Annotated in this window: 23 protein-coding genes and 1 pseudogene; 13 read left to right on the top strand and 11 right to left on the bottom strand. The window is 71.1% G+C overall.

Going from position 1 to position 25662, the window contains the following annotated elements; all coding sequences use genetic code 11:
- The first annotated feature begins 337 nt into the window (after positions 1-337).
- The 3 genes and pseudogenes from ACGFX9_RS25680 to ACGFX9_RS25670 all read left to right on the top strand — a co-directional run bounded on the left by ACGFX9_RS25680 (position 338) and on the right by ACGFX9_RS25670 (position 1320).
- Positions 338-629, top strand: a pseudogene (locus ACGFX9_RS25680) (RRXRR domain-containing protein).
- Positions 626-895 (top strand): HNH endonuclease, encoded by a 270-nt coding sequence (locus ACGFX9_RS25675; RefSeq protein ID WP_393476388.1) that lies wholly within the window; start codon positions 626-628, stop codon positions 893-895. Before ACGFX9_RS25680 ends, ACGFX9_RS25675 begins: the two are co-directional and overlap by 4 nt.
- Complete coding sequence (locus ACGFX9_RS25670) at positions 892-1320, top strand: hypothetical protein (protein ID WP_393476385.1); 429 nt, start codon at positions 892-894, stop codon at positions 1318-1320. Before ACGFX9_RS25675 ends, ACGFX9_RS25670 begins: the two co-directional genes overlap by 4 nt.
- A 280-nt stretch (positions 1321-1600) precedes the next feature.
- On the opposite strand, the gene ACGFX9_RS25665 is transcribed toward ACGFX9_RS25670, so the two are convergent.
- The 3 genes from ACGFX9_RS25665 to ACGFX9_RS25655 all read right to left on the bottom strand — a co-directional run bounded on the left by ACGFX9_RS25665 (position 1601) and on the right by ACGFX9_RS25655 (position 4776).
- Positions 1601-3208: a transporter gene (locus tag ACGFX9_RS25665; RefSeq protein ID WP_393476382.1), complete on the bottom strand. Its 1608-nt coding sequence runs from the start codon at positions 3206-3208 to the stop codon at positions 1601-1603.
- A complete protein-coding gene (locus ACGFX9_RS25660; protein WP_393476379.1) occupies positions 3205-3999 on the bottom strand; it encodes an ABC transporter ATP-binding protein in 795 nt (264 codons plus the stop codon). The genes ACGFX9_RS25665 and ACGFX9_RS25660 overlap by 4 nt, the downstream gene beginning before the upstream one ends.
- Before the next feature lie 129 nt (positions 4000-4128).
- Positions 4129-4776, bottom strand: a complete 648-nt coding sequence (locus ACGFX9_RS25655) for a bifunctional DNA primase/polymerase (RefSeq protein WP_393476377.1) — start codon at positions 4774-4776, stop codon at positions 4129-4131.
- A 308-nt stretch (positions 4777-5084) separates the two neighbouring features.
- Between ACGFX9_RS25655 and ACGFX9_RS25650 the strand changes: the two genes are divergently transcribed.
- The gene (locus ACGFX9_RS25650) at positions 5085-6473 is read left to right on the top strand and encodes a transcriptional regulator (protein ID WP_393476374.1); all 1389 of its coding nucleotides are present in this window, start codon (positions 5085-5087) and stop codon (positions 6471-6473) included.
- 279 nt (positions 6474-6752) lie between these two features.
- Positions 6753-8636: a hypothetical protein gene (locus ACGFX9_RS25645; RefSeq protein ID WP_393476372.1), complete on the top strand. Its 1884-nt coding sequence runs from the start codon at positions 6753-6755 to the stop codon at positions 8634-8636.
- 39 nt (positions 8637-8675) lie between these two features.
- Here ACGFX9_RS25645 and ACGFX9_RS25640 read toward each other — a convergent pair whose 3' ends face one another.
- Positions 8676-9956, bottom strand: coding sequence for an ABC transporter substrate-binding protein (locus ACGFX9_RS25640; protein WP_393476370.1), 1281 nt, complete (start codon positions 9954-9956; stop codon positions 8676-8678).
- 111 nt (positions 9957-10067) lie between these two features.
- Here ACGFX9_RS25640 and ACGFX9_RS25635 point away from each other — a divergent pair, with 111 nt between their 5' ends.
- Together ACGFX9_RS25635 and purU are read left to right on the top strand one after the other, a co-directional pair.
- Positions 10068-10571 (top strand): hypothetical protein, encoded by a 504-nt coding sequence (locus ACGFX9_RS25635; RefSeq protein WP_393476367.1) that lies wholly within the window; start codon positions 10068-10070, stop codon positions 10569-10571.
- A gap of 105 nt (positions 10572-10676) precedes the next feature.
- Positions 10677-11549 carry a formyltetrahydrofolate deformylase gene (gene purU / locus ACGFX9_RS25630; protein ID WP_393476364.1) on the top strand — a complete coding sequence of 291 codons (873 nt, stop codon included), beginning with the start codon at positions 10677-10679 and terminating at the stop codon, positions 11547-11549.
- Between the two features lie 25 nt (positions 11550-11574).
- Here the strand turns inward: purU and ACGFX9_RS25625 are convergent, their stop codons facing one another.
- Together ACGFX9_RS25625 and ACGFX9_RS25620 are read right to left on the bottom strand one after the other, a co-directional pair.
- A complete protein-coding gene (locus tag ACGFX9_RS25625) occupies positions 11575-12876 on the bottom strand; it encodes a zf-HC2 domain-containing protein (RefSeq protein WP_393476361.1) in 1302 nt (433 codons plus the stop codon).
- Positions 12873-13475: a sigma-70 family RNA polymerase sigma factor gene (locus ACGFX9_RS25620; RefSeq protein WP_393476358.1), complete on the bottom strand. Its 603-nt coding sequence runs from the start codon at positions 13473-13475 to the stop codon at positions 12873-12875. Before ACGFX9_RS25620 ends, ACGFX9_RS25625 begins: the two co-directional genes overlap by 4 nt.
- A 259-nt stretch (positions 13476-13734) precedes the next feature.
- Here ACGFX9_RS25620 and ACGFX9_RS25615 point away from each other — a divergent pair, with 259 nt between their 5' ends.
- Positions 13735-14109, top strand: a complete 375-nt coding sequence (locus ACGFX9_RS25615; RefSeq protein ID WP_393476355.1) for an STAS domain-containing protein — start codon at positions 13735-13737, stop codon at positions 14107-14109.
- A gap of 55 nt (positions 14110-14164) precedes the next feature.
- Here ACGFX9_RS25615 and ACGFX9_RS25610 read toward each other — a convergent pair whose 3' ends face one another.
- From ACGFX9_RS25610 to ACGFX9_RS25600, 3 genes are all read right to left on the bottom strand, one after another.
- Positions 14165-16435, bottom strand: a complete 2271-nt coding sequence (locus tag ACGFX9_RS25610; RefSeq protein WP_393476352.1) for an ABC transporter permease — start codon at positions 16433-16435, stop codon at positions 14165-14167.
- On the bottom strand, positions 16432-17127 hold the full coding sequence (locus tag ACGFX9_RS25605) for an ABC transporter ATP-binding protein (RefSeq protein ID WP_393476350.1): 696 nt from the start codon (positions 17125-17127) through the stop codon (positions 16432-16434). The genes ACGFX9_RS25610 and ACGFX9_RS25605 overlap by 4 nt, the downstream gene beginning before the upstream one ends.
- 115 nt (positions 17128-17242) lie before the next feature.
- Positions 17243-17692, bottom strand: coding sequence for a hypothetical protein (locus tag ACGFX9_RS25600; protein ID WP_393476348.1), 450 nt, complete (start codon positions 17690-17692; stop codon positions 17243-17245).
- A gap of 423 nt (positions 17693-18115) precedes the next feature.
- Between ACGFX9_RS25600 and ACGFX9_RS25595 the strand changes: the two genes are divergently transcribed.
- On the top strand, positions 18116-18628 hold the full coding sequence (locus tag ACGFX9_RS25595) for an EF-hand domain-containing protein (RefSeq protein ID WP_393476346.1): 513 nt from the start codon (positions 18116-18118) through the stop codon (positions 18626-18628).
- Positions 18629-18673: 45 nt separating this feature from the next.
- Here ACGFX9_RS25595 and ACGFX9_RS25590 read toward each other — a convergent pair whose 3' ends face one another.
- The gene (locus ACGFX9_RS25590) at positions 18674-19528 is read right to left on the bottom strand and encodes a hypothetical protein (protein WP_393476343.1); all 855 of its coding nucleotides are present in this window, start codon (positions 19526-19528) and stop codon (positions 18674-18676) included.
- 133 nt (positions 19529-19661) lie between these two features.
- On the opposite strand from ACGFX9_RS25590, the gene ACGFX9_RS25585 reads away from it, so the two are divergent.
- Positions 19662-20351 (top strand): GntR family transcriptional regulator, encoded by a 690-nt coding sequence (locus ACGFX9_RS25585; protein ID WP_393476341.1) that lies wholly within the window; start codon positions 19662-19664, stop codon positions 20349-20351.
- 35 nt (positions 20352-20386) lie between these two features.
- Here ACGFX9_RS25585 and ACGFX9_RS25580 read toward each other — a convergent pair whose 3' ends face one another.
- Positions 20387-21961, bottom strand: a complete 1575-nt coding sequence (locus ACGFX9_RS25580; RefSeq protein WP_393476338.1) for an AMP-binding protein — start codon at positions 21959-21961, stop codon at positions 20387-20389.
- A gap of 192 nt (positions 21962-22153) precedes the next feature.
- Between ACGFX9_RS25580 and ACGFX9_RS25575 the strand changes: the two genes are divergently transcribed.
- Genes ACGFX9_RS25575 through ACGFX9_RS25565 form a run of 3 tightly spaced genes read left to right on the top strand, consistent with a single transcriptional unit; the run spans position 22154 to position 25445 of the window.
- Entirely contained in the window at positions 22154-23359 is a 1206-nt protein-coding gene (locus tag ACGFX9_RS25575; protein WP_393476336.1) for an amidohydrolase family protein, read from the top strand.
- A complete protein-coding gene (locus ACGFX9_RS25570) occupies positions 23359-24555 on the top strand; it encodes an acyl-CoA dehydrogenase family protein (RefSeq protein ID WP_393476333.1) in 1197 nt (398 codons plus the stop codon). The genes ACGFX9_RS25575 and ACGFX9_RS25570 overlap by 1 nt, the downstream gene beginning before the upstream one ends.
- 8 nt (positions 24556-24563) lie before the next feature.
- Positions 24564-25445, top strand: coding sequence for an acyl-CoA dehydrogenase family protein (locus ACGFX9_RS25565; protein WP_393476604.1), 882 nt, complete (start codon positions 24564-24566; stop codon positions 25443-25445).
- Positions 25446-25662: the final 217 nt, after the last annotated feature.

Raw genomic sequence — 25662 nt, 5'->3', positions numbered from 1 at the left:
CATCGAACTGAAGCCCGTCCCTTGCACGGACAGGCCGAGTGAACAGCCCAAGTCATCAAGACAGCCCGCTCTGGAATCCGCGAGAGCAGACACCCTCTGGAGCAAGGACGAAACGGCTCACGGACTCCCCGCCACCGCGCGGGGCACCGGTGGGGAACATGGGCGAGGGGAGACCGGCGGGCAGCGCGTCAGAGCCCGTCGGCGGCACGTCGAATCAGTCGCCACGGCGGCGCAGACGGCAGAGACCGGGAGCGGTGACGCTCCCAAGTCCTCTGGATACACCGGAGGCATCGGTGCGAGCAGAGTCTTCGTACTGGCAAGGGACCGGCGGCCGTTGATGCCCTGCCACCCTGCCCGCGCCCGCGAACTACTCGGCAAAGGACGCGCCGTAGTCCACCGGCAAGTCCCCTTCACTATCAGGCTCAAGGACCGCACGCGCGCCGACTCGGAAGTCACCGGCGTGCAGATGCGCATCGACCCCGGCTCCAAAGCGACCGGCCTCGCCCGCACGGACGAAACGACGGAACCCGACGATGGCCAACCTCCGTTACCGGGCGCCGAGAAGCAACAACCGCACCCGCCCGGAGGGGTGGCTCGCCCCGTCAGTGCGTCACCGGGTCGACACATGAGCGCGGGAAGGCGGCTCAAGGGTGCCGAGTACCAGAACGGCCCACTCGCTGGTATCGGCGCCCGTTCCTACCTGTTCGCTGCCGGGGGCAGAGCCTGCGCCTACTGCGGAGCTACTGGTACTCCTCTGAACATCGACCACGTTCATCCCGTCAGCCGCGGCGGTTCCAGCAAGCTCTCCAACGTTGTGCTCGCCTGCGTTCCCCGGATCGACTCGCTAAGGTCCTGGGGCGGACGCGCACGCCGTTGCGTGATGCCGCCGTCATGAACTCGACCAGGCGGCAGCTCATCGAGCGGCTCGGCGCGCTCGGTCCATCGGTCCACGCCTGGCCCGGCGGCTTAACCCACCGGAACCGCACGGCGGCCGGACTGGACAAGACCCACACCATCGACGCCATCGCCGTCGGCAAGCATTCCGCTGATGACGGCAGGATCGTTCGGGTGCCTGCCCGTGTTCTGGTGATGAATGCCGCCGGACGAGGCTCCTACGCCCGCACGACTCCCGACCGGTTCGGCTTCCCCCGGCTTCGGCGGGCCCGGGCCAAGCGTGCCAGAGGGCAGCACAGCATCGCCACGCCGGCCGGGCGGATCAACGTCTCGCACCAGAACCTGCGGCTGCTTCAGCGCGGCGACGGATACGCCTACGGCACCCGGCAGGAGTCCGTCTCACCACCGGTTCGAAAAACCGGTTGAGCCGAGCCGTCCCGCTTCCTAAGGTGTGTGTCATCACGGAGAGGAGGTGGTTCGGCAGATGTATCGAAACCGGACGCGTGAGGTGACTGCGGGCTAGTGGCCCGTCGTCGCAACTCGATTTCGGCGCCGGACCAGCACGTGTGATGTGCGTGCAGCCGGCCCAATCCCAAGCAGTCACCCGACCCGCGAGCCGCCGGTAAGTCCGGCCGGCTCCCCGCCGTTTCGTACGGCGGGGACCATGGCTCGCGGGTCGTCTGCGTTCCCGGAGAGGCAGAGGTCCTCAGCCCTTGCTTACCGCCGTCAGGATCTCCGGCAGCCGCCGCGCCACCCTCGGTGCCGCGAGCCGCAGGCCGAAGTAGGTGATCACCGCCCCGTAGGCCCCGCCCAGCGGTAGCAGCACCCAGGACCAGGAGCCCCCGCCCGAGACGTGCAGCCAGATGGTGAAGGCGAGCACCGGGGCGCAGAGCAGGGCCGCGGCGACCATGCCGCCGAAGATCGAGATCCAGGCCAGGCCCGCCTGCCCGGGGGCCACGTTCTTGTAGCCGTCCTGGGGGATCGAGTAGGGGAAGCGGGCCGATGACCAGGCGCCCGTCGCCAGCATCGCGCCGAGCAGGGCGAAGGAGAGGCCGAGCGCCTCCGGCAGGCCGGTCCAGTCGCCGAGCACGGCCGCGGTGACCGCCGTGACCAGCGTCGCGTACGGGAGGGTGATCACGAGGAGGGCCAGGGCGCGGGCACGGAGTTCGGTGTAGGCGTCGTACGTCGAGGAGATCGTCATCGCGACCATCCAGAACGCGGAGGTGTCCTGGCCGAACTGGTTGTACATGAGGACGCCGAGCATCCCCGCCGCGAAGCACGCGAAGTAGATCGATCCGGTGCCCTGGAGGGCGTTGAAGAGGGGCACGATGAGGCCGATGGCCAGGGATGTCACCCAGGCGGCCTTCGTCTTAGGGTCGCGCCACACATAGCGCAGGCTGCGCTCCATGACCGTGCCGGTGCGTCCGGCGGGGAGCAGGCGGCCGAGGCCGCGGGCCGAGCGGGCCTTGGTGGGTTCCGCCGCCGCGAGTGTCGAGCCGTCGGGCGTCGTCATGAGGTGGGTGAGGCTGCGCTGCCAGAGGGTGAGGAGGGCGGCGAGGGCAGCGCCGCTCAGGGCGAGTTGGGCGATGCCCATCCCGTACGAGCCCTCGCTCACCGAGTCGACGGCGGCGATCGCGGACGCGGGCGGGATCCAGCGGACGACGTCCGCCGCCGGGTCGAGCTGCGAGAGCCCCGACGAACCGAGTTTCTGTGCCCCGAAGTTGACGAGCTGCGCGCCGATCGCGATGACCAGGCCGCTCAGTACGGCGAGGTCGCGTCCCTTGCGGCTGGTGAGCAGGCGGATGTTGGCGGTGGCGACGGTGCGCGCGAGGGCCACGCAGATCAGGAGGGTCAGTGCGATGGCGAGGACGCCGGTGACGGCCGCCGCCGCGCCGTGCGCGAGCGAGATCACCGAGCCGAGCGCGAGGCAGAGGGTGAAGAGCGGGCCGATGCCGACCAGGGACGCGACGAGGAGTGCGCGGGTCAGCGGCCGGGGGCGCAGGGGGAGCATGACCAGGCGCGTGGGGTCGAGGGTCTCGTCGCCGCTGGGGAAGAAGAGCGGCATCACGGCCCAGCCGAGCGCGAGGACGGCGGTGAGCAGGATGGAGAGGGTGGCGGCGTGTTCGTTGCCGCGCAGGGCGATGAGCCCGAGGAGCTGGAGCGCGGCGACGAGGAGGGCCGCGACGACGGATGCGATGTAGGCGGCGCGGCGTCCGCTCGACTGGTGCAGGCCGTTGCGCAGGAGCGAGAGCTTCAGTCGTACGAAGACGGGGGTGATGGAGGGTGCGGATGCGCTCTCCCGGGCGCCGCTCATCGGGTGCCGCCGCCCAGCCAGTCGAGGTGCGAGCCGGTGTCGCGGCCTCCCGCGCCGACGAGTTCGAGGAACGCCTGCTGGAGCGAGGGGGCGGCGCCGCGCACCTCGGCGAGGGTGCCCTGGGCGCGGATGCGTCCCGCCGCCATGACGGCTACCCAGTCGCAGAGCGATTCGACGAGTTCCATGACGTGCGACGAGAAGACGACGGTCGCTCCGGATGCGGTGTAGCGCTCCAGGACGCCGCGGATGGTCTGCGCGGAGACGGGGTCGACGCCTTCGAAGGGCTCGTCGAGGAAGAGGACTTCGGGGTTGTGGAGGAGGGCTGCGGCCAGGCCGATCTTCTTGCGCATGCCGGTCGAGTAGTCGACGACGAGTTTGTGCTGGGCGCCGCCGAGGTCGAGTACGTCCAGGAGCTGGGTCACCCTCTTGTCGACCTCGTCGCCGGGGAGTCCGCGCAGCCGGCCGGTGTAGGCGAGGAGTTCGCGTCCCGAGAGGCGTTCGAAGAGGCGCAGGCCTTCCGGGAGGACGCCGATGCGGGCCTTGACCTGGACGGGGTCGGCCCAGACGTCGTGGCCGACGACTTCGACCGTGCCGCGGTCGGGGCGCAGGAGCCCGGTCACCATGGAGAGGGTGGTGGTCTTGCCCGCGCCGTTCGGGCCGACGAGCCCGATGAACTTGCCCGCGGGGAGGGTGAGGTCGATTCCGGCGACGGCGACTTGCTGGCCGAAGGCCTTCCACAGGCCCTGCACTCGTACCGCTGCGGGCGGCGCCGCCGGATCTGCCTGCGTCACGGTGTCCGCCCGCCCTTCGTCGTGGCCGTCTCGGACTGTGCACGATACGTCTTGGGCACCGTCATCACCGGCTTCGCCGAGTTCGTCCTCAAACGCCGGACGGGCTGAAAAAGTCCCGCGAGGCCGCCTCTACCGCCGGGCCTCGCGACCGCACGCGTACGCCAGAGGCGAGATGATCTCCTCCGCGTCCGGCAGCCACCGGTTCGCCTGTGTGGGGCGGCAGGCCCACTGCACCGCGCCCGAGGCGCCGAAGCGGGTGGGGGGCGCGGCCACGTACGCACCTTCGCCGAGCGAGATCAGGTCGATCGCGGCGGGCGGCCAGCCCAGCTTGCGTACGAGGTCGGGCACCTTCGCCGTGGCTCCGGGCAGGACGAAGAACTGCATCCGGCGGTCGGGGGTGCACGTCACGGGGCCGAGGGTGAGCTCCATGCGTTCCATGCGGGCCAGGGCGAGGAACCCGGCGATCTCCGGTACGTCGATCGCGTCGAACGTACGGCCCGTCGGTAGCAGGATCGAGGCCTTCGGCTGCTTCGCCCAGAGCCTGCGCGCCGCGGTCGCGCTGCCCGTCGCCTGCGTGGCCCAGTCCTCGCGCGCCGGGTGCGAACCGGGGGTCGCGCACACCGTGTCACCGCACGAACAGATTTCGGCCCCCTCGACGGACTCGAGCCACGTCCCGGGAAACACGTCCCAGTGGCGCTCTTCCGCGTATCGCACGGCCGTGTCCAGCAAGGATTCTCCGCGCTGCTTCGGGATGTGCGCGGCTGACGTGACTCCCATGGTCTCTTCCACGGAGTTCTCAACTCCGCCCGCCACCTACGGTTACGGCCCGCGCGTGCGCGGGGGCGGAGCATCGATCCTGCACCTGGGGCGCATGGGTGCACGGGTGGGGGCGCGCATGGGCAATGGGTTCCATGTGCGGGTAGCCAGGTGTGAGGCGCCCTTCGGGGCGCACAGAAGAAGCCCAGTTGCTGACTTATCGTCCGTTTGTGGTGCATCTTCCGTTTGCTCCAAGGGCATTGATCACCGCGGGCGGCTGATTCCGGCCCCTGTCCAGGTGATCCACAGTGCACATCAGGGGGTACGCCATGGCCGCAAGGCCGCTCGTCGCGCGGCAGCCCAATGAAAGGCTGCAGGCACTCATTCAGGAAGCGGGTTGCTCGAACGCGGGCCTGGCCCGCCGCGTCAACATGTGCGGCGCGGAGCACGGTCTCGATCTGCGCTACGACAAGACGTCCGTCGCCCGGTGGCTGCGCGGTCAGCAGCCGCGCGGCAGGGCGCCCGGCATCATCGCGGAGGCGCTCGGCCGCAAGCTCGGCCGGACGGTCACGATCGACGAGATCGGCATGGCGAACGGCAAGAACCTCGCCTCCGGTGTCGGACTGCAGTTCTCGCCCACCGTGCTCGGCGCCATCGAGCAGGTCTGCGAGCTGTGGCGCAGCGACGTGGGGCGGCGGGACTTCCTGTCCGGTTCGTCCGTCGCCGCTTCCGCGCTCGTCGAGCCCAGCCGCGACTGGCTGATCTCGTCGCCGGACGCGCAGGTCGGGCGGATGGCCGGGCCGCGGGTCGGGCTCTCCGACGTGGCGGCGGTGCGGGCCATGACGGAGGCGCTGACGCAGCTCGACCACCAGTACGGCAGCGGGCATGTGCGGCCGGTGGTGGTGCACTACCTCAACAGCGTGGTGTCGGGTCTCCTCGCCGGTTCCTACCGGGAGTCGGTGGGGCGTGAACTGTTCGCTTCCGTCGCCCGGTTGACGGAGCTCGCCGGGTACATGGCCGTGGACACGGGCCAGCCCGGCCTGGCCCAGCGCTACTACATCCAGGCGCTGCGGCTCGCGCAGGCGGCGGGCGACCGGGGCTACGGCGGTTACGTACTGGCCGCGTCCATGAGCCATCTCGCGGCGCAGCTCGGGAACCCGCGGGAGATCGCGCAGTTGGCGCGGGCCGCCCAGGAGGGGACGCGCGGGCGGGTGACCCCGCGCGCGGAGGCCATGTTCTACGCCGCCGAGGCGAGGGGGCACGCGCTGCTCGGGGACGGGCGTTCGACGCAGGCCGTCGCGGGCCGGGCGGTCGAGGCGATGGACCGGGCCTCGGGAGAGGCGGATTCGGGCGACGACCCGGTGTGGATCCGGCACTTCGACCATGCGTATCTGGCCGATGAACTGGCGCATTGTCACCGTGACTTGGGTCAGGCCGACGCGGCGGCGCGCAGCGCGGAGGAGTCCCTCGCGGGGCATCCCCAGACGCGGGCGCGGCGGCGGGCGATCGGCCTCGTCCTGCTCGCCACGGCGCAGGTGCAGCGGCGGGACATCGAGCAGGCGTGCCACACGGGCCTGAAGGCGGTGCAGCTCCTCGGCACGCTGCGGTCGAACCGCGGCGCCGAGTACCTGGAGGACCTCCAGCAGCGGCTCGAACCGTACCGGGAGGAGCCGGTGGTAAGGGAGTTCGGTGCGCGCATGGACGTCCAGGCGGCGTGAGGAGCGCGGTCCTGCCGGTCCGCGATGAGGAGCGTTAAGGGTTTGTGACGTGCGTCGCGTGTATGTGAACGCGGCTCGTCCTTGCCCTTTCCGCACCGTGAACGGCCAACTCCCGTACGCGATCGGCCTTCGCGGTGCCTTAATCAGCGTTTCGCCGAGAGGTTTTGTTACTTCCGAGATTGAGGCGGTGGCGGAGGTTTGAGCTGCGTGGCAGACGGCTGGGCCGACCCGGTAGCGTGAGCCGACGGTTCCGTAGGTCCCCCATTCGTAGGAGTCCCGGTGACGCAGCAAGGCGGGCAGGGCGCCGCTTCCTCCGATCCGCAACCCGCGGACCGGCACGCGCACGAAGGCATCGTGCTGCCTGCCGACGGAAGCGAGCCCCTGATGCCGGGCACCACCGGCGACCAGGTCGCCCCGGCGGGCGGCAGCCCCTGGGGCCAGCCGTGGGGCCCCGCCCCGGCGGACCCGCCGCCCGGCTCCGGCCAGGCGTGGGGCGCACCGGAGGGCGCGGCACCGGGCCAGGGCCAGGGCCAGGGTCAAGGCCAGGGGCAGGGCGCGGCGCCCGGCGGGCAGCAGCAGACCTATGGCGGGGCCTCCCCGCTGCCCCCCGAGGGCACGCCGCAGCCGCCTCAGTACGGGGCACAGCAGCCTCAGTACGGGGCACAGTCACCCCAGTACGGAGCACAGCAGCCCCAGTACGGGGCGCAGCCGCCCGCGGCCGACACCGCGTACGGAGCGCAGTACGGCAGGCCCGCAGATGCCTCGTACAGCGACGCCTCCTACGGCGGCCAGCCCGCGGGTGGGGCGCACGCGAGACCGTCGGCCGGTGGGGCGCACGCCGGGCCGCCCGCGGCTGCCGCGTACCCCGAGCAGTCGGCGCAGCCCTCCGGCCAGCAGCTCCCCGGCCAACTTCCCCCCGTCGCGCAGGCGGGCCAGCTTCCGCCCGCCGTGGGCGCGATGCCGCTGCCCCCGGCCGGGGCCGCCGCGGGTGACGCCGACGCCACGCAGTACATCCCGCCGGTGCCCGCGGGACCGCAGCCTCCCTACGGGGCGCAGCCGCAGCCGCAGCCGCAGCCGCAGCACGCGGCGCCGGACGAAGGCGCCACCCAGTACATACCCCCGGTCGCCCCCGGCGCCCTGCCGCCCGAGGCCCCCGCGGGGGAGGCCACGCAGTTCCTGGGCCGCGGTCCCATGCCCAGCGCGCCCATGCCCAGCGGCCCCATGCCGCCGGCCGCCGGTTCCGACAGCGAGCCCACGCAGTACATAGCCCCCGTGCCCGCCGAGCCCGGCACCGCGCCCTTCGGGATCAGGCCGGGCGCCCCGGGTGACCGGCAGCCGCCCGCCGAGTTCGACAGCCTCTTCCGCACCGAGCAGCCGGAGGCCGAAGGCCCCGCCTCGACGCAGCAGATGCCCCGCTTCGAGCCGCCGCAGCCCGCCGCCGCCCACGCGGGCCACGGAGCCCACGGCGCCCACGGAGGCGACGGCGGGGGCCGCGCCGCACGCCGGACCGCCGCGGCGGCGCCCGATCGCGGCGGCCGTACGGGGTCGAAGGTGCCGCTCATCGCGGCCATCGGCGTCGTCATCGCACTGCTCGGCGTCGGAGCGGGCGCACTCCTCAGCAGCGGCGGAGGCGACGAGAAGAAGGACAGCCCTCAGACCGTCTCCGAGTCCGCGCCCGCCGACGACAAGCCGTCGCCGTCCGTCGACCCCGCCAAGGAGCAGGCCGTCGCCCTGGACAAGCTCCTCGCCGACAGCAACAACAGCCGTGACTCGGTGATCGCCGCCGTACGCAATGTGGGCAAGTGCACCGACCTCGGCAAGTCGGCCACCGATCTGCGGAACGCGGCCAAGCAGCGCAACGGCCTGGTCACGCGCCTTTCGGGGCTCACCGTGGACAAGCTCCCCTCCAACGTCCGGCTGACCGCCGCCCTCACCAAGGCGTGGAAGGCGTCCGCCGCGGCCGACAACCACTACGCCGCGTGGGCCGACCAGGTCGCCGGCAAGAAGGGCTGCAAGAAGGGCCGCGCCCGCATCACCCCGCAGGCCGCCGCCGCGAACAAGTCGAGTGGCGAGGCGACGACGGCCAAGGAGGAGGCGGCGGGGCTGTGGAACCCCATCGCCCAGCAGCACCAGCTCACCACGCGAGACAGGTCACAGCTGTAGGCGGGCGGGGGCGAGGTGGCCGCCGCACCCCGCCTCGCCTCACCTCACCTGCTCCAGCGTCTTCGCCACGTTCACGAAGCCCTTCCGCGCGGGTACGAGGCGGCCGTCCCGCACCACCTGGAACGTGACGTCCGCGTTCACCAGGCGCGGGAAATCGCTCGCCGCCAGCATGTCCTTGAAGCGCCAGCTCAGGGTGGGCGTCAGTCCGCCCGTCCGGACCTGGAGCCCGTCGTCGAGGGCGCGCCGCAGCGTCCGTGCGGAGACCTCGCCGCCGTCGAGCGACTCGACGGTCCGCTTCAGGACGGTGTAGGCGATCCACGTCGTCTGCACGCCCGCGTCCGTCGCGTCGACGCGGTTGTCGCCGAAGGCCTGCTGTCGGATGACTTCGCGCATGTCGCCCCACCGGGCGTCGCTTGCCGCCGGGTACCAGCCGGTGACGTAGGCGCCTTCGTACGGTCCTTCGCCGCCGCCCGTGCGGTCGATGAGGGACTGGTCGACGCTGCCGAGCACGGAGGAGATCTTCGCGGGCGGGTACGCGTCCTCGGTGCGCCGGAAGGAGTCGTAGAACGTGTCCGTGCGGGCGCCGAGAGCCGCCGTCACACAGCCGCTGGTGCCCGCGCGGGTCAGCGCCTGCTCGGCCTGCGCCGTGAAGTCGGTGCCGTCCTCGGGCGCCCGGACGTCGGAGGCGGGCTTGCGGCGGCCCTCCGCGAGGCCCGCGTCCAGGAGCCCCGGCAGGTCGTCTCCGGCGATGGTGTCGGGACGTACGAGGGATACGCGCTCGCAGCTGGCGGCGAGCTGGCGGCCGTTGCCCGCCATGAGCGCCGGTTCGCCGCCGTTGACGGGGTACGACAGGGGGCTTGTGAACTCCTCGTCGGTGACGCCGTAGCCGCCGATGTAGGGGATTCCGGCGACTTCGAGGGGGGAGAGGAAGGACCGGCCGTGCTGGCTGTAGGAGCCGACGACGGCCGCCACCTTCATGTCGACCGCCTTGCGGGCGCAGTCGGCGGCGCCCACCGGGTCGTTGTGGTCGTTGCAGGTGACGACCTTGAGCTGACGGCCGTCGAGGCCGCCGTGGGCGTTGACCCAGCGCGCGTACGCCTGCGCCATCGCGGGGATGCCGGGTTTGTTCGTCGCCTTGGTCTTCTCCGGGGCCCAGGTCATGACGGTCACGGGGTCTTTCCCGGATGCCTGTGCGGAACCGGGGATGACCCCGCACCCGGCGGTCAGGGACGCACACGCCGCCACCAGGGCGATCGCGGTGAGCGCTGCGGACTTGGAGGGGCGGGGAAGCAGGGTGCGTCGCGAGACGGGCATGGTCATGCACGATTCCGCCGCGTGACCAACCAAGGAGTGACGCACTCTCAACGCATGGTGACAAGAAGGTGAATGGCAGGGTGCGATTCAGCCGCGCGATGGGGGAACGTACGATCGATGACCGTGCAAGGTTCGGAGAACTCTTCCCGTCGTGGCCGTCGCTCAAGCACCATGGGCGGCATGCCGACGAATGACATGCCGTGGTGGCGCTGGCGCAGCAATGTGCGCTCGGCGCTTCACATGCTCTCCGACCCGGGGTTCCAGCGTGAGTGCTGGCTCGCCGGGCGCGAGGAGTACGGGGACGTGACCGACGCCGTGTACCGGCTGGTCGAGGACACGTGGCTCGACAACTGGTCCGCCGAGAAGTACGTCGGGACGATCTTCCGTGACGAGGAGGAGGCGGCCCTCGTCGACGCGGCGGTCCTGCGGGTGCTGCGGATCATGCACGAGGTCGGGCCCGACGCGTTGGTCTCCGCCTATCTCGACCACCCCGGGTGGCCGGAGGCGGTTCACGCCGCACGGGAGGCGCATGTGCGGCTCGCCGTGAGCGACGGGGAAAGCCCCGACGAGGCCCCCCGAACGCTTGAGGTGCTGCGGATTCTGACTCGGTCGCCGGGCTAGGTACTTCCCGCGGGTGCGTCGTGGCTTGTCGCGCCGTTCCCCGCGCCCCTTCGGGGCACGGACCGTGGTCCCGTGGGGTGCCGTGGCTGTGGGAACCTTGGGCGCATGAATGAGAAGGTCCCCGCCCCCGCTGAGCAGTACGTCCTCACCCTCTCCTGCCCGGACAAGCAGGGCATCGTGCACGCCGTGTCGAGTTACCTCTTCATGACCGGCTGCAACATCGAGGACAGTCAGCAGTTCGGCGACCACGACACCGGACTCTTCTTCATGCGCGTCCACTTCTCGGCGGAGCCGCCGGTGTCGGTGGAGAAGCTGCGGGCGAGCTTCGCGGCGATCGGTGACTCCTTCCACATGGACTGGCAGCTGAACCGCGCCGACGACAAGATGCGGGTCGTCCTGCTCGTGTCGAAGTTCGGGCACTGCCTGAACGACCTGCTGTTCCGCTCGCGTATCGGCGCGCTGCCGGTCGAGATCGCGGCGGTCGTCTCCAACCACACGGACTTCGCCGAGCTGGTCGCCTCGTACGACATCCCCTTCCGCCACATCCCGGTGAACAAGGAGAACAAGGCGCAGGCCGAGGCCGAGCTCCTGGAGTTGGTGCGCGCGGAGAACGTCGAGCTCGTCGTCCTCGCCCGCTATATGCAGGTCCTCTCGGACGACCTCTGCAAGCAGCTCAGCGGCCGGATCATCAACATCCACCACTCCTTCCTGCCGAGCTTCAAGGGCGCGAAGCCGTACCACCAGGCGCACGCGCGCGGTGTGAAGCTGATCGGCGCTACCGCGCACTATGTGACGGCGGACCTCGACGAGGGGCCGATCATCGAGCAGGAGGTCGAGCGCGTCGGGCACGACGTCACGCCGAACCAGCTGGTCGCGATCGGCCGTGACGTGGAGTGCCAGGCGCTTGCGCGGGCCGTGAAGTGGCATGCGGAGCGGCGGATCCTGCTGAACGGCCGCCGCACGGTCGTCTTCGCGTAGTCCCTCTGCGGGTCGGTTGCGGGTATTACATCCGGCTCAGCGAAGCCGCCGCGAACAGCACATCCCTGATCGCCTGGCGGTCCCCGTCCTGCCCCGCCGCAGCCTCCTCCGGAGACACGTGGCCCGCGGCCAGGCGGCAGAACTCGACGCCGTCCAGGGCGATATGGGCCACCTCACGGTCCGCCGACGCCTCGGCGCCGGGCGAGTCGAGCGGGATGAACCACTCGCCGCCGCCCATGCCCTCGACCTCAAGGCGCAGGCTCCTGCCGGGAGCGCCCGCCGCCACCAGGCCGTGCGACGGGGCGGCGAGCCCCGCGCGGCGGCGCTCGGCGAGCGTGCCGGGGAGCAGCCGGGCGGCGAGATCGATCATGCGGTGCAGATGGCGCGGGGACGGCGGGTCGTACGGATAGTCCACCGCCTCCGCGATGTCACCGGCGTGGATCCAGCACTCGAAGGCGCGGTCGAGCATCGAGTCCCGCAGCGGCAGTTCGACGCGGCGGCCCTCGTCGTCCGGGCCGCTGTACGGAACGGCGAGGCCGCCGGACCCTGCTCCCGCGCCGCCGCTCGTGAAGGAGACCGTGCGGATCAGTTCGTGGGTCTGCTCGCGCCAGGGGCCGCGCACCGCGCGGGTGGGCGGGAAGTACGAGGCACGCCAGTACGCCTCGGTGCGACCGCCCGGGTCGGCAGGTGAGAGCGCGGGCCTGTCCAGCGGGTCGTCGAGGCCGAGGGCGAGCGCGACCAGGCCGTCGACGGCCAGGAGATGGGCGATGACCCCGGCCACCGTCGTCTTGCGGCTTGCCGGGCTGTCCTCGTCGAACCACCGCAGCCGCACCGGGGCGTGCCACTCCGCGTCGCCGATGTCCCGCAGGAGAGCGTCGAGGCGTGCGGTCTCTGCGTCGTACGGAACGGCCCACTCGGGCACCGGGATGCGGGGCGGGCGCCGGCCGAGGCAGCTCTCGATGACGCGGTTGCGCAGGCCCGGGTCGAGGTCGAGGCTCTCCTCCCGATGCAGCAGGCCCACCGCGTCGCGCAGCCGCAGCGCCTCGTCCGCGCAGGGCCCGCAGTGGCCGAGGTGCTCCTCGACGGCGACGGCTTCCTCGGCGGAGCAGGCGGCGAGCGCCCAGGCGCCGAGGAGGGACTTCAGGACGCGGTGGTCGAGGGCGAGCGGAGGATCGGGCAAGGGATTTCCGGTGTCCTCTATGGAGGTGCGCGGCAGCGGTATGCGGGCCGGGCGAGGGGCGTCCTGCTGCCCGTCGCCGCTGCCGTCCCCGGAGCTGCTGCCCCCGCCACCGTTCTCGTACGGCTCCTGCGGATCAGGCCCGTTCACAGCGCTCTCCCGTAACCGGGGGGCGGCCCGGATGAGGAGTGGGGTTCCGTCGGGGCGGCGGCCGTGTCGTTGGCGGTGGAGAGCAGCTGGAGGCCCAGGCGGAGGCGGCGGCGGGCCTCGTCCTCCGTCACGCCGAGGTCGGCCGCCGTCTGGCGGTAGTCACGGCGCTGGAAGTAGGCGAGTTCGAGCGCGGCGCGCAGCGGGGCGGGCATGGCCGTGACGATGTAGTCCGCGCGGGCGGCGGCGGACGCGCGGCGCACCTTGCGCTCCAGGTCCTCCGTGGTGCCCTCGCCGCCACGGGCCAGCGCGGCGGACTCGGTCTGGCGCAGGCGCCGGACGGCCCGCTGGTGGGTGAGCGTGGCGACCCAGGACCGCAGCGGGCCCTGCTTGGGGTCGTAGGCGTCAGGGTTCTCCCAGACGTGGGCGAAGACCTCGCGGGTGATCCGGTCGGCGGCGTCCTCGTCGCCGAGCACGCGATGGGCGAGGCCGTGCACCAGCGAGGCGAAGCGGTCGTACAGCTCCCCGAGCGCGGCGGCCTCGCCGTGCGCCAGGCGCTGTTGCATGCGGCGGTCCCAGCGACGCGGCGCGTCCTTCGCCATGCGGCCCCCTCTGAGCCCGTACCGACAACTACGTCTCGTCGTCTCGTTCGAAACCTTCCATCGAATGTAGTCGCCACCACCGACAACGCACTCCCTTTACCGCAAAGTACGCCCGCACCCGGCCTCGGATGATAGAGACCGGTGTTCCTGGTGTTTCATGGTGGGGAGGCGGGGCAGTCGCGACGAAGGAAAGCGTAGGGACGGCTTCCGGATCGGGCCGGGCACGAGCGAGCGGAATCAGCGAGCGAGAGGCGTGCGAGTGACGCTACGAGTGGCGGTGGACGAGCAGGACGGCTGGGCCGTGCTGAGGGTGTCCGGCGAGATGGACATGGTTTCCTCGCCAGTAGTGCGCCAGCGCGTGCACGACGCGGTCGCCGACGGCCGCCACAGCCTCGTCCTCGACCTCTCCGACGTCCTCTTCTGCGACTCCAGCGGCGTCAGCGTATTGATAGCGGCCCGCCGCCTGTTCCGCTCCTGCCAGGGTCACCTGCGCCTGATACTGCCCGCCAAGGGCGCGGAGGACGGCTCCCACGTGAACCGCGTCCTCGCCGCCCTCGGCGTACGCCGCCTGTTCGATGTCTACCCGGACGTGACGGCGGCGGTGGACGACGAGGCGCTACCGCTTTCCGCTTGACGCCGCTCTCCGTGTGACGCCGCCCCCCGCACGTATCCGCTGACTCAGTCCCGCCTCAGTCCCGCCGGATCAGCTCCGGGTCGATGCGCCGCCCCACCAGCGGCAGCGTCCCCACGACCGCGAGGACGAGCACCCCGGTCATGGCGGCCACCAGGAGCGGAACGCCCGCTCCGTCCCAGAAGACCTCGCCGCCGCCGGTGACCAGATAGGCGGACTCCGCCAGCTTCCCCGCGAGCAGCGCGAGCACCAGGCCCACGGCCAGCGGCAGCACGACCTGCGTGCACTGCACCAGGCGCAGGGTGCGGGCGCGCGCGCCGATCAGGGAGAGCGCCGTGACCTGGGGGCGGCGCTCCACGGCGCGGTCGGTGACGGAGACCAGGAAGGCCGCGACACCGATGACCAGGCCCATCACCATGCCGAGGGCCAGCAGGGTCTCGATGACGGTGATCTGCTGGAGGCCGTCGATGTTGATGCCGACCGGGTCGACGGCCACGGTGGGCGCGACGGCGCCGATGCGGTCGAGGGTGTCGCGTACGGCGCCGGGGTCCGAGCTTGTGGCGAGGATCAGTGTGGCGGCGGCGGGCGCCGCGTGCTTCGGAATCCTGTCGGGCGGTATGAGGAGGCCGGGGCTCGGCAGGTCGGTGACCTCGTAGCCGTCGAAGAGGACGGTCTCCTCGGGCACCTGGATCTTCAGCGAGGTGCGCTTGTCGCCCCGCTTCATCACGTACGTCGATGTCTTGACGGGCGACTCGGAGGCCTTGGGGTCCTGGAGCCGCAGCACCTTGCCCTCCTCGCAGCCCGCTGAGTGCCGCACCAGCTCGGCGAGTTGGGCGCAGGTGGCGACCAGGGCCGGCGCCTGCCAGTCGCCGCCCTCCTTCTCCGGGTCGATGCGGGGTTCGAGCAGGAGCGCGTCCCCGTGGACGCCGGGCAGGTCACGCAGCCGGTGCTGCCGGCCCGCGTCGAGCTGGGAGAGCGGCAGCCCGTACTCCTGCACCGGTGAGTCGGAGCGCGTGATCTGCCGCTCCTCGACCAGGACGCCCTGGGCGAGCGAGGCCGAGAACACGAGCAGGACGAGCCCGGTGACCACCCGCATCGCGCTGCCCGGCTCGACTTCGTTGCGCCGCATGGCGAGGCTCAGGGCGAGGTTCCCGGAGCGGGCGAGCCGGGTGGCGATCGCGTACGAGAGCAGCGGCATGACGGTCACCAGGCCGAGGCCGGTGAGCAGTACCCCGGCGGGTACCAGGAGTGAGTTGGCGCCGGTGCTCTGCGCGGGGTGGTCGGTGAACCCGGTCGCGCAGTAGCCGATGACGATGCCGAGCCCGGTGACCAGCAGCAGGCCGCCCCAGACGCGGGGTGCGCGGGGAGCCGCCGTGCGCCGGGTGGAGAGCGGGTTGGTGGCCGCCGCGCGGGCGCCGGCCCGGCCCACGAACCAGCTCAGGGCGGTGCAGCCGATCAGGCATACGGCGATGGTGGGCAGGGAGAGCGCGCCGTCGGCGGGGTACCACTTCAGGCCGGGGAGTCCGGTCCTCGCCATGATCTGGTTGAGGAGCCAGAACTCGGCGAGGCCGAGGACCGCGCCCAGGAAGGCCGCGACGACGGTCTCCGCGGCGTTCACGCGCTGGGTGCCCTTGGCGCTGAGGCCGAGCAGGCGCAGGGCGGCGAGGCGGCGGTTGCGGCTGGCGGCGGAGAGTTTGGCGCAGACCGAGAGGAAGACGGCCAGCGGCAGCAGCACGAGGACGGCGAGGGTGAAGCGCAAGATGTCGAGGGTGGACTTCTCGACGGCGGTGGTGGGCGGATGCTCGGAGCCGAAGCTCTTCAACGCGCGTGCGTCGTCGCCGAGTTCGGCCCTGGTGGTCCCGACGTAGGCGTAGAGCTCGTTCGGGTCGGTCAGTCCCGCCGGGCCGATCAGGCCCTTCTCCTTGCCGGGCAGGAGACCCTTGAGGCCGGGTTCGCCGCGGAGCTGGTCGTGCAGGGCGGGAGAGACGAACACCTCGCCGGCGGCGGGGAGTTCGTCGAGGCCGGGCGGCGGTGCGATGGCCGTGCCGTCCTTGCCGGGGGCGATGAAGACCCGGCTGAAGGGTTTGGAGCCGTACGGGTCGGAGCGCTCGACCACGAGGGTCGCCCCCGCGGACTGCCGGCCGGTGTGGACGCGGGGGTCGCGGTCGGCGGCCCGCCCGTCGTGCGCGTCGAGGATCGCCGGGATGGTCAGGACGAGCGCGAGGCAGCACACGCCCAGCGAGCCGCCGAGGGTCATGAGCAGGAAGCGGACGCGGCTGCCGCGTCCGGAGCCGAAGAGCAGCCGCAGGCCGAGCAGGAACTCCCTCATACCGAGGCGCCCTTCGCGGTGAGGATGCCGTCGGCCATCGAGTAGTTGCGGTCGGCCTGGGCGGCGACCGTGGCGTCGTGCGTGACGAGCAGGACGGAGGTGCCCTGCGAGCGTGCGAGGCCGAGGAACTCCTTGAGCACGGTGGAGGCGTTGGCGCTGTCGAGGGAGCCGGTCGGCTCGTCGGCGAAGACCACGGCGGGCCGGTGTACGAGCGCCCGCGCCACGGCGACGCGCTGGCTCTGCCCGCCGGACACCTGGGAGGGCCGCCGCTCGCGCAGGTCGGCGATCCCGAGACGGTCCAGGACCTCGGCTGCCGCCTTGAGCGCGGGCCGCTTGCGCTGTCCGGCCAGGCGCAGCGGCAGGGCGGTGTTCTCCTCGATGGTCAGCTCGGGGAGCAGCTCGCCGTACTGGAAGACGAAGCCGAAGCGTTCGCGGCGCAGCGCGCTGATGCCCTCGTCGTCGAGTGAGCCGTACGCCGTGCCCTCGAACCGCACCTCACCGCGCGCGGCCGGCAGCACACCGGCGAGGCAGTAGAGGAGCGATGACTTGCCGGAGCCGCTGGCCCCGGTGATCGCCGCGATCTCGCCGCGGGCCAGGCTCAGATGGGCGCCGCGGACGGCGGGCGTGCTGCCGTAGGAGAGGTCGACTCCCGTGGCGCTGAGGACTTCTGACGTACTGATCGCTTCCCCCAAGAAGGCGAAGGGCCCGGGGCGGGGGCCCGGGCCCGGCGTGCACCGGTGGCGGCTGGTCAGGGCCGCCGGTCATGCGTGGCAGCTGGTCGGGGCTGCCGGGTTCTGCGGGTGGTGACTAGCGCGTGTACTTCTTGGTCACCGAGCAGTTGTCCGGGTGGAAGGAACCCCGGTCGCGGCAGGCGCGTATCCAGGCGTCGCTGGTGTAGCGGGCGGCGCCGTCGTACACGAGCTTGTCCTTGTGAACGGTGTGCTTCTGCTTGCCGTTGAAGCGGTTCCAGTCATAACCCTCGACCTTCACCTGCATGTAGACATTGTTGCCGTCACCGGCCGACGTGTCCTGGAGGTCGCCCTTCCAGTGAAAGGCACCGTGGTTGACGCCCGGCGCCTCGAACTTGTAGTAGCCGTTCTTGAACTTGACGCCGCTGCTCGACAGCGTCGGGATCTTGTGCCACGAGGCCGTCGCCTCGACGTCCCCGTTCCCCGCCCCCGCGGTGGCGAAAGCGGTCCCCGCGCCCGTCAGAAAGAGCCCTGCCGAGAGCAGACCGACGGCCAGCTTCCGATTCATTTGTGTTCTCCCGTTTTTGATGGTCATCCCCTTTGTGATCAGGGGAGGCAGGAACGTAACACCCCTGTACGACAGCGTCCGTTGGGATTCCCCGCGCATGGACCGTCCGGCGGCCCTCACCATGCGTTCGCTTTGTGCGTACGTAAATGATCTTTGGTCGAGACATGGGGCGCGGGAGGTTTGGACCACGGAGCGTGATCGCGTGGGAGCGCGCACATCGACGGCATGTGACAGAAGGTCAAGCGGGCCCCAAAAGATCACCAAGGGTGGGCCCCTGGTACAACCTCTCTTGTCCCGGTCTTGGCACAAGCGCCGGCTTCGCGCCTCCGGGTGCCCGCCGAAGACGTACGCTCGCTGCCAGGACAGCCAGGGAAGACCCTGTGCACACGTACCCAACCGCAGAAGTGAGGCGGCCCGAACACCATGGACAGTGCCGAGTACGAGCGTAAGATCGCGGCCCGGTTCGCCACCTTTGACCAGGACGGCAACGGCTACATCTCCCGTGAGGACTTCAGCACGGCGGCCGCCGCCCTGCTCACAGAGTTCGGCGCCACGGCACGCTCCGAGAAGGGCCAGGCCCTCTACATCGGGGCCGAGGCCTTCTGGCAGGGCATGGCGGGGATCGCCGACCGTGACGGTGACCAGCGGATCACCAAGCCGGAGTTCGTGGGCGGTGCCGTCAAGCGCCTGCGGGACAACCCGGCCCGGTTCGCCGAGATCGCGCGGCCGTTCCTGGACGCGATGATCGCCGTGGCGGACGGTGACGGGGACGGCGCGGTCAGCCCCCAGGAGGTCGAGCGCGCGCTGAAGGCACTCGGCGCCGAGGCCGGCGTCGCGGGCGCGGCGGGGGCCTCGCTGGACACGGACGGGGACGGGCGCGTGACGGAGCAGGAGATCGTGGCGGCGTTCGCCGCGTACTTCACCGTTCCTGAGTGAGCGAGTGAGTTAGTGAGCGAGTTAGTGCTTCGGTGAGCTGGAGCGCTACTGAGCCGAACCAACGGCCTGGAGCGTCCCCGCCGCCGTGAACGCGTCGGTGATCGGCGCGATGAGCGAGGCGAAGCGGCGGGCACCCTCGTTGCCGATCGGCGCCCAGAGTGCGGCGCAGTGCTCGTCCGTTTCCACCTCGATCCGCTCGCGGGCCGCGCTGCCCGCGTCGGTGATCATGGCGTTGGAGTCGACCCAGCCGCGTGTGGCGAGACGGGCCGTCGCCGCGCTCCACTCCTCGTCGTCCCACTGGCGGGTGGCCCGCGCGAGAGCCGTCGGGAGGATGCCCGTCGCGGTGTGCAGAACGAGGCAGTCGCACGGCCCGAGGCCGTTGTCCGCGAGCACGACGAGATGCGCGTCGCCGCGCCATTCGCGCGCCACCGCGATCTGCTGCCACAGCGCGACGAGGGGATCGGACGGAAGCGCGACCGAGGCGTTCGCGGCGGCCAGCACCTTGCCGGCGTAGTCGGCACCGGCGACGACCTGGTCTATCAACGAGCGGGCCTCGGTGAGTTGGCCGTCCGTGAGGCGTGCGCCGACGCGCCGCATCGCCCGCTCGGCGGCCAGGAATCGCGCGGCCTGCCACCGCTCGGGCGGCGCGGTGTCCCACACACCCGCCATGGCCCGCACCGCCCGCGGGCTGAAGTTGTAGAAGGCCGCCAGCGTGACCTGCCACGGAACCGCGCCCATCGCGGCCGACCGGAAGGCCAGGTACGCCACTCCGCGGTCGGTCACGCCGAGTGCGCCCGCTTCCTCAGCGCTCTCGGGGGCGAAGTAGATGAACAGGTGGGCGGCGCTGATGGCGCGGCTGACGTCGCGGACGGCGTTCAGGTCAAGGTCGTCAAGGTGCATCGCGGTTACTTCTTCCTGGAGTCGGGGGCGCCTGTCAGGCGGCGGTTTCGGCGGTGGCAGTCAGCACCGCGCGGCCATGAATCGACCATAGCAGCAATAATCGATTATCGAGGGGGTCGTTTACGCTGACTCCATGACTGGCACCCCCCACACCTCGGCTCCCTCCGGGAAGCAGATGCTTTCCGAGCAGGTCTACGCACACCTGCGGGACGCGATCATGCGCGGGGAGTACGCCCCTGGTGCTGCCCTCAAACCGCAGGACCTCGCCAAGGCGCAGGGCGTAAGCCTGGCCGTCACACGCGAGGCGCTCGTGCGGCTGGTCGGCGAGGGGCTCGCCGACCGGCTGCCCAACCGCGGATTCGCGGTCCCGTCCTTCTCCGACCGCCGCTGGCAGGAGATCGGGGAGGCCCGCCGGACCATCGAACCTGTCGTACTGCGCATGTCGATCGAGCGCGGCGACGTCGACTGGGAGGTCCGCGTTCGGGCCGCCCACCATCGACTGGTTCGCACTCCGGCGTACGCGCCGGAGGAGGGCGAGCACTACACCGCCGCTTGGGCCGAGGCCCACAGAGCCTTCCACCGCACGCTCCTGGAGGGATGCGAAAACCCAGCCCTGCTGGAGACCTTCGACCGGTTGTGGACCGCGAGCGAGCTGGCCCGCCGCTGGTCGGCGCACCGCAACCCCGACCGGGACGGTGCGATGGAACACCGCAGGCTGGAGGAGGCCGCGTTGGCCCGCGACGCCGACACCGCGGCCGCGGTCCTGCTTCAGCACCTCACCTTGACCGCGGCCGCTCTGACCGACCTTCGCCCGCTTGGTTGACGGCCGCCACCAAGGACTCGAAGTCCGATGCGGCACTAGTCCTGCGTGAACCGCTCACGCAGCTTGTACTTGAGCACCTTGCGCAGCGTCTCGTTGCGGGGCAGGGCCTCCACCAGCTCCAGTTGCTCCGGCAGCTTGTACGTGGAGAGCCCTTCCCCGCGCAGATACGCGGTCACGGACCCCAGAGTGAGCGTCGACGCGCCCGGTGACTGTTCGATCACCGCGCAGACCCGCTCGCCCCGTTCGGGGTCCGGGAGACCGATGACGGCCGCGTCCCCCACGGCGGGATGCCGGTGGAGCAGATCCTCGATCTCCTTGGCGGAGATGTTCTCGCCCTTGCGGATGATGATGTCCTTGGCCCGCCCGGTCAGGACCAGATGCCCGCTCGGCCGTACGTGGCCCAGGTCGCCGGTGATCAGGAAGCCGTCCGCATCGAAGACCCCCGCGCTCTGCTCGGGGTCGAGGTACCCCTGGCAGACCGCCTCCCCGCGCAGCCGCACCTCACCGTCGACCCCGGCGGGCACCTCCTTGCCCTCGGCATCCGTGACCCGGATCTCCATGCCCTGAGGCGGAAGTCCCTCCGTCGTCGCGAGGTTCTCTGCGGTGTCGTCCGGTGCGCCCATGGTGATCATCGGCACCTCGGTCATGCCGTACCCGTGGGTGAGCTGGCACCCCATCTCGCGTACGACGGCGTGATAGATCTCCGGCGGCTTCGGCGCCCCGCCGCCCGCGAGGAGGCGCAGGGTGGGGATGACCTTCTCGCCCGGCGGAAGCTTGCGCTGCTCGGCGAGGAACATCGAGTAGAACGCGGTCGACCCGCCCGCCACCGTCACGCCGTGCCGCCGGTAGCCGTCAAGGGCGTCCGGCAGCGCGAACTGCTCGAACATGACCGCGGGGAAGCCGTACAGGAGCAGCATCACGGTGTAGTCGGGGCCCGCGATGTGCGCGAAGGGGAACGCCATCGAGCCGATGTCGTCCGCCGAGAGGTGCAGTGCGTGAGCGAGGCACGAGCCGCCCGCTATCAGTGAACGGTCCGTGTGCAGTACGCCCTTGGGGTCGGACGTCGTGCCCGATGTCCAGTAGATCCAGCGTACGGATGTGCCGTCGGATGGCGGCGGGGGCAGGGTGGATGGATCGGCGTCCGGCAGATCCTCGTACGCGTACGCCTTGAAGACGTTCCGCGCACCAACGCGCCCCGCCATCTCCGTGTGGTCGAAGCCCCGCCACACCCCGGGCACGGCGAAGAACTCCGCCTCCGACTCCCTTAGCGCGAAGCCGACTTCGCGGTCCCGGTAGAAGGGGATGACCGGCGACTGGACCGCGCCGATGCGGGCGAGCGCGAAGGAGAGCAGGGCGGTCTCGATGCGGGTGGGCAGCTGCCAGGCCACCACGGTGCCGGGGCGTACGCCCATCTCGTAGAGCCCGGCCGCCACCCGCTCGCAGCGGTCGCGCAGCTCGCCGAAGGTCAGCGTCCGGTCGTCGGCGGGGTCGGCGGCGGCCTGGATGAGGACCGGTGCGTCGGGTGTGAGCGCGGCGCGGCGCTCGATGAGCTCCCAGAGGGTGCGGGACGCGCCGAGCGCGTGGGCGGTCTCGTTCTCCGAGGTCCTCATGCGATCCCCTCATGGCAGGACGTGAACTGAATGGCAGGACGTGAACTGACGGCCAGTCAGATCGTGCCGAGAGCGTAAGCCTCACCGCCTTGTCGGTCCAGAGGTGCGGGGCTAGCCTGCTTTCTGACGGGTCATCAGATCGCCGGGAGTGGCCGGAGAGATGACCGGAGGCGCCTTGAAAGGCAGGACACCATGACCGAGCTTCCCCGGATCGTCAGCGTCGACGACCACGTGATCGAGCCCGCGCACCTCTTCGACACCTGGCTGCCCGCCAAGTACCGCGACCGCGGACCGAGGCCCCTCACGGCCGGTATCGGCGAACTCGCCTACGTGGCGGGCAAGTACCAGATCACGATGGACCCGGACGGCCCTCCCACCGACTGGTGGATCTACGAGGACCTCAAGTTCCCGTACAAGCGCAACATCGCGGCCGTCGGCTTCGACCGCGACGACATGACGCTGGAGGGCATCACGCGCGCCGAGATGCGGCGCGGCTGCTGGGATCCGGTCGAACGCCTCAAGGACATGGACCTGAACCACGTCGAGGCGTCCCTCTGCTTCCCCACCTTCCCCCGCTTCTGCGGCCAGACCTTCGCCGAGGCGCACGACAAGGAGGTCGCCCTCGCCTGCGTACGCGCCTACAACGACTGGATGGTGGAGGAGTGGTGCGGCGACAGCGGAGGACGGCTCATCCCGCTCTGCATCATTCCGCTGTGGGACATCGAGCTCGCCGTCGCGGAGATCAAGCGCAACGCGGCGCGGGGCGTCCGCGCGGTCACCTTCTCCGAGATCCCCACCTACCTGGGCCTTCCGTCCATCCACTCCGGCTACTGGGACCCGTTCTTCGCGATCTGCCAGGAGACCGGCACGGTCGTCAACATGCACATCGGGTCGAGCTCCCAGATGCCCGCCGCCTCACCGGACGCCCCGCCCGCCGTCCAGGCCGCGCTCTCCTTCAACAACGCGATGGCCTCGATGATGGACTTCCTCTTCAGCGGGGTCCTGGTGAAGTTCCCGACGCTCAAACTCGCCTACAGCGAGGGCCAGATGGGCTGGATCCCGTACGCCCTCGAACGCGCCGACGACGTCTGGGAGGAGCACCGCGCCTGGGGCGGCGTCCGCGACCTGATCCCCGAGCCCCCGTCGACGTACTACTACCGGCAGATGTTCTGCTGCTTCTTCCGCGACAAGCACGGGGTCGCCTCACTGGACGTCGTCGGCCGCGACAACGCCACCTTCGAGACCGACTATCCGCACGTCGACTCGACCTTCCCCAACACCAAGGAAGTCGCACTCGACCACGTGAAGGGCCTCGACGACGAGACGATCTACAAGCTGATGCGCGGCAACGCCATCCGCATGCTGGGCCTCGACCTCGACCGGGGCCGGGTCGGCTAGTGGACCTCACCTACACACAGGAGGAGGAAGCCTTCCGGGCGGGGCTGCGCGAGTGGCTCGCCCGGACCCTCCCCGAACTGCCGCCGCGCCCCGACCCGCTCGACTGGCCGGGGCGCCGCGCGTACGACATGGGGTGGCAGCGCAGGCTGTACGACGCCGGGTACGCGGGACTGCACTGGCCCGTCGACGCGGGCGGCCGTGGAGCCACCCCCACCCAGCACCTCATCTTCCTGGAGGAGACGGAGAAGGCGGGCGCGCCCTACGTAGGGGCGGGTTTCGTGGGGCTGCTGCACGCGGGCCCGACCATCGCCTCCGAAGGGACGCCAGAACAGCGGGCCCGGTGGCTGCCGCCGGTCCTGCGCGGCGACGAGGTGTGGTGCCAGGGATTCAGCGAACCGGACGCCGGATCGGACCTCGCGTCACTGCGCACGCGCGCGTGGAGGGACGGCGACGACTACGTAGTGAGCGGGTCCAAGATCTGGACCTCGCACGCAGAGGTCGCCGACTGGTGCGAACTCCTCGTGCGTACGACACCGGTGAGCGAGGACGTGCCCAAACACCGGGGCATCTCCTGGCTCGCGATGCCGATGGACGCCCCCGGGATCACCGTCCGCCCGCTGCGCACGCTCGCCGGGTCCACCGAGTTCGCGGAGGTCTTCCTCGACGAGGTGCGCGTCCCGGTCGCGAACCGGGTCGGGGCGGAGAACGACGGCTGGCGCGTGACCATGGTGACGCTGTCCTACGAGCGGGGGACGGCCTTCGTGGGGGAGGTCGTCGCCTGCCGCCGGGTCCTCGGCGAGCTGGCCCGCGAGGCCCGCAAGAACGGCCGCTGGGACGACGCGGTCCTTCGCCGCAGGCTCGGCAGGCTCAGCGCGGAGTTCGGGGCGCTGTGGCGGCTCACGCAGTGGAACGTGAGCGAGTCGCAGCGGGCGGGGAGCGGGGTGCCGGGGGGTGGGGTGCCCGGGATCGCGGTGCCGGGGATCGGCGGCTCCGTCTTCAAGCTGCGGTACTCGCACGCCCGGCAGGAGCTGTACGAGGCCGCGGGCGAGGTCCTCGGGGCCGGCGCGCTCGACCTGGGCCACGAGTGGACCCTGGACCGGCTCTCCTCCCTCTCGTACACGATCGCCGCCGGGACCTCGCAGATCCAGCAGAACATCGTGGCCGAGCGGATACTCGGCCTGCCGAAGGGGCGGTGAGTCAGCGCGTGGACTTCCAACTCACGGAAGATCAGCGGGCGTTGAAGTCCGGGGTGCGGGAACTCCTGGAGGGGCGCTTCGGTGCGGACGCGCTCCGGGAAGCGGCGGCGGGCTCGGGGCTCCCTTCGCTGGACCGGGACCTCTGGCGGGAACTGGGGGACGCCGGGTTCTTCTCGCTGCGGCTGCCGGAGGCGGAGGGTGGCGTCGGGCTGGGGCTCGCGGAGGCCGTCCTCGCCTTCGAGGAGGCGGGGCGGGTGCTGCTCATGGGGCCGCTGGTGTCTACGTTCCTCGCGGCGCGGAACGTCACGGGCGCGGCACAGGGCGTGACCGTGGTGACGGCGGCCTCCGGGGGGCTTGTTCCGTGGCTCGACGCGGCGGACGTCGCTCTGGGTGACGTCTTGGGTGCGGTCCCGCTGTGGTCGGTCGACCCGCTGACGCCGCTGCATCGGGTGCCTGTGCCCAGTGCTTCGAGCGAGGCCGAAGCTGAGGCGGAGGCCGACCTCCTGCTCGCCGCCGAACAGCTCGGCAGCGCGGCGAAGACCTGCGAGCTGGCCGTCCGTTATGCCCGAGAACGTACCCAATTCGGCCAGCCCATCGGGGCGTTCCAGGCCGTCAAGCAACTCTGCGCGCAGATGCTCGTCCGCGCGGAGGTCGCCCGCGGTGCCGTGTACGCCGCGGCCGTCACCGGCGACGTACTGGAGATCGCGGGAGCCAAGCTGCTCGCCGACGACGCGGCGGTGCGAAACGCCCGGGACTGCCTGCAAGTGCACGGCGGGATGGGCTTCACCTGGGAGGCCGAGGTGCATCTGCACCTGAAGCGGGCCTGGGTGCGGGCGGGCCTTGGGCGGTCGGCGGCCGGGGCGGAGGAGGAGCTCGCGGCGGCGCTTTGATCGACTTGTGCGGATACCGAAGTGGGGGGACGCTACTGAGCGTCGATATCGGGTTGTGTCCTAGGCGTGACTCGTCACGGCATGGAGTCGGGCTTCCGCTCCGGTACCTTGTGTGAGATGCGAGTGGTTCTGAGGTTGAGCCATCACGGTGTTGCTCCTGAGGCAACCCCGGACCCGGCGATGCGCGCCGCTCGCAGTGCAGGAAGGGGCTATATGC

Source organism: Streptomyces sp. NPDC048436, assembly GCF_043200355.1.
Taxonomy (GTDB): domain Bacteria; phylum Actinomycetota; class Actinomycetes; order Streptomycetales; family Streptomycetaceae; genus Streptomyces.
This window is presented reverse-complemented; position numbering and strand designations above follow the sequence as displayed.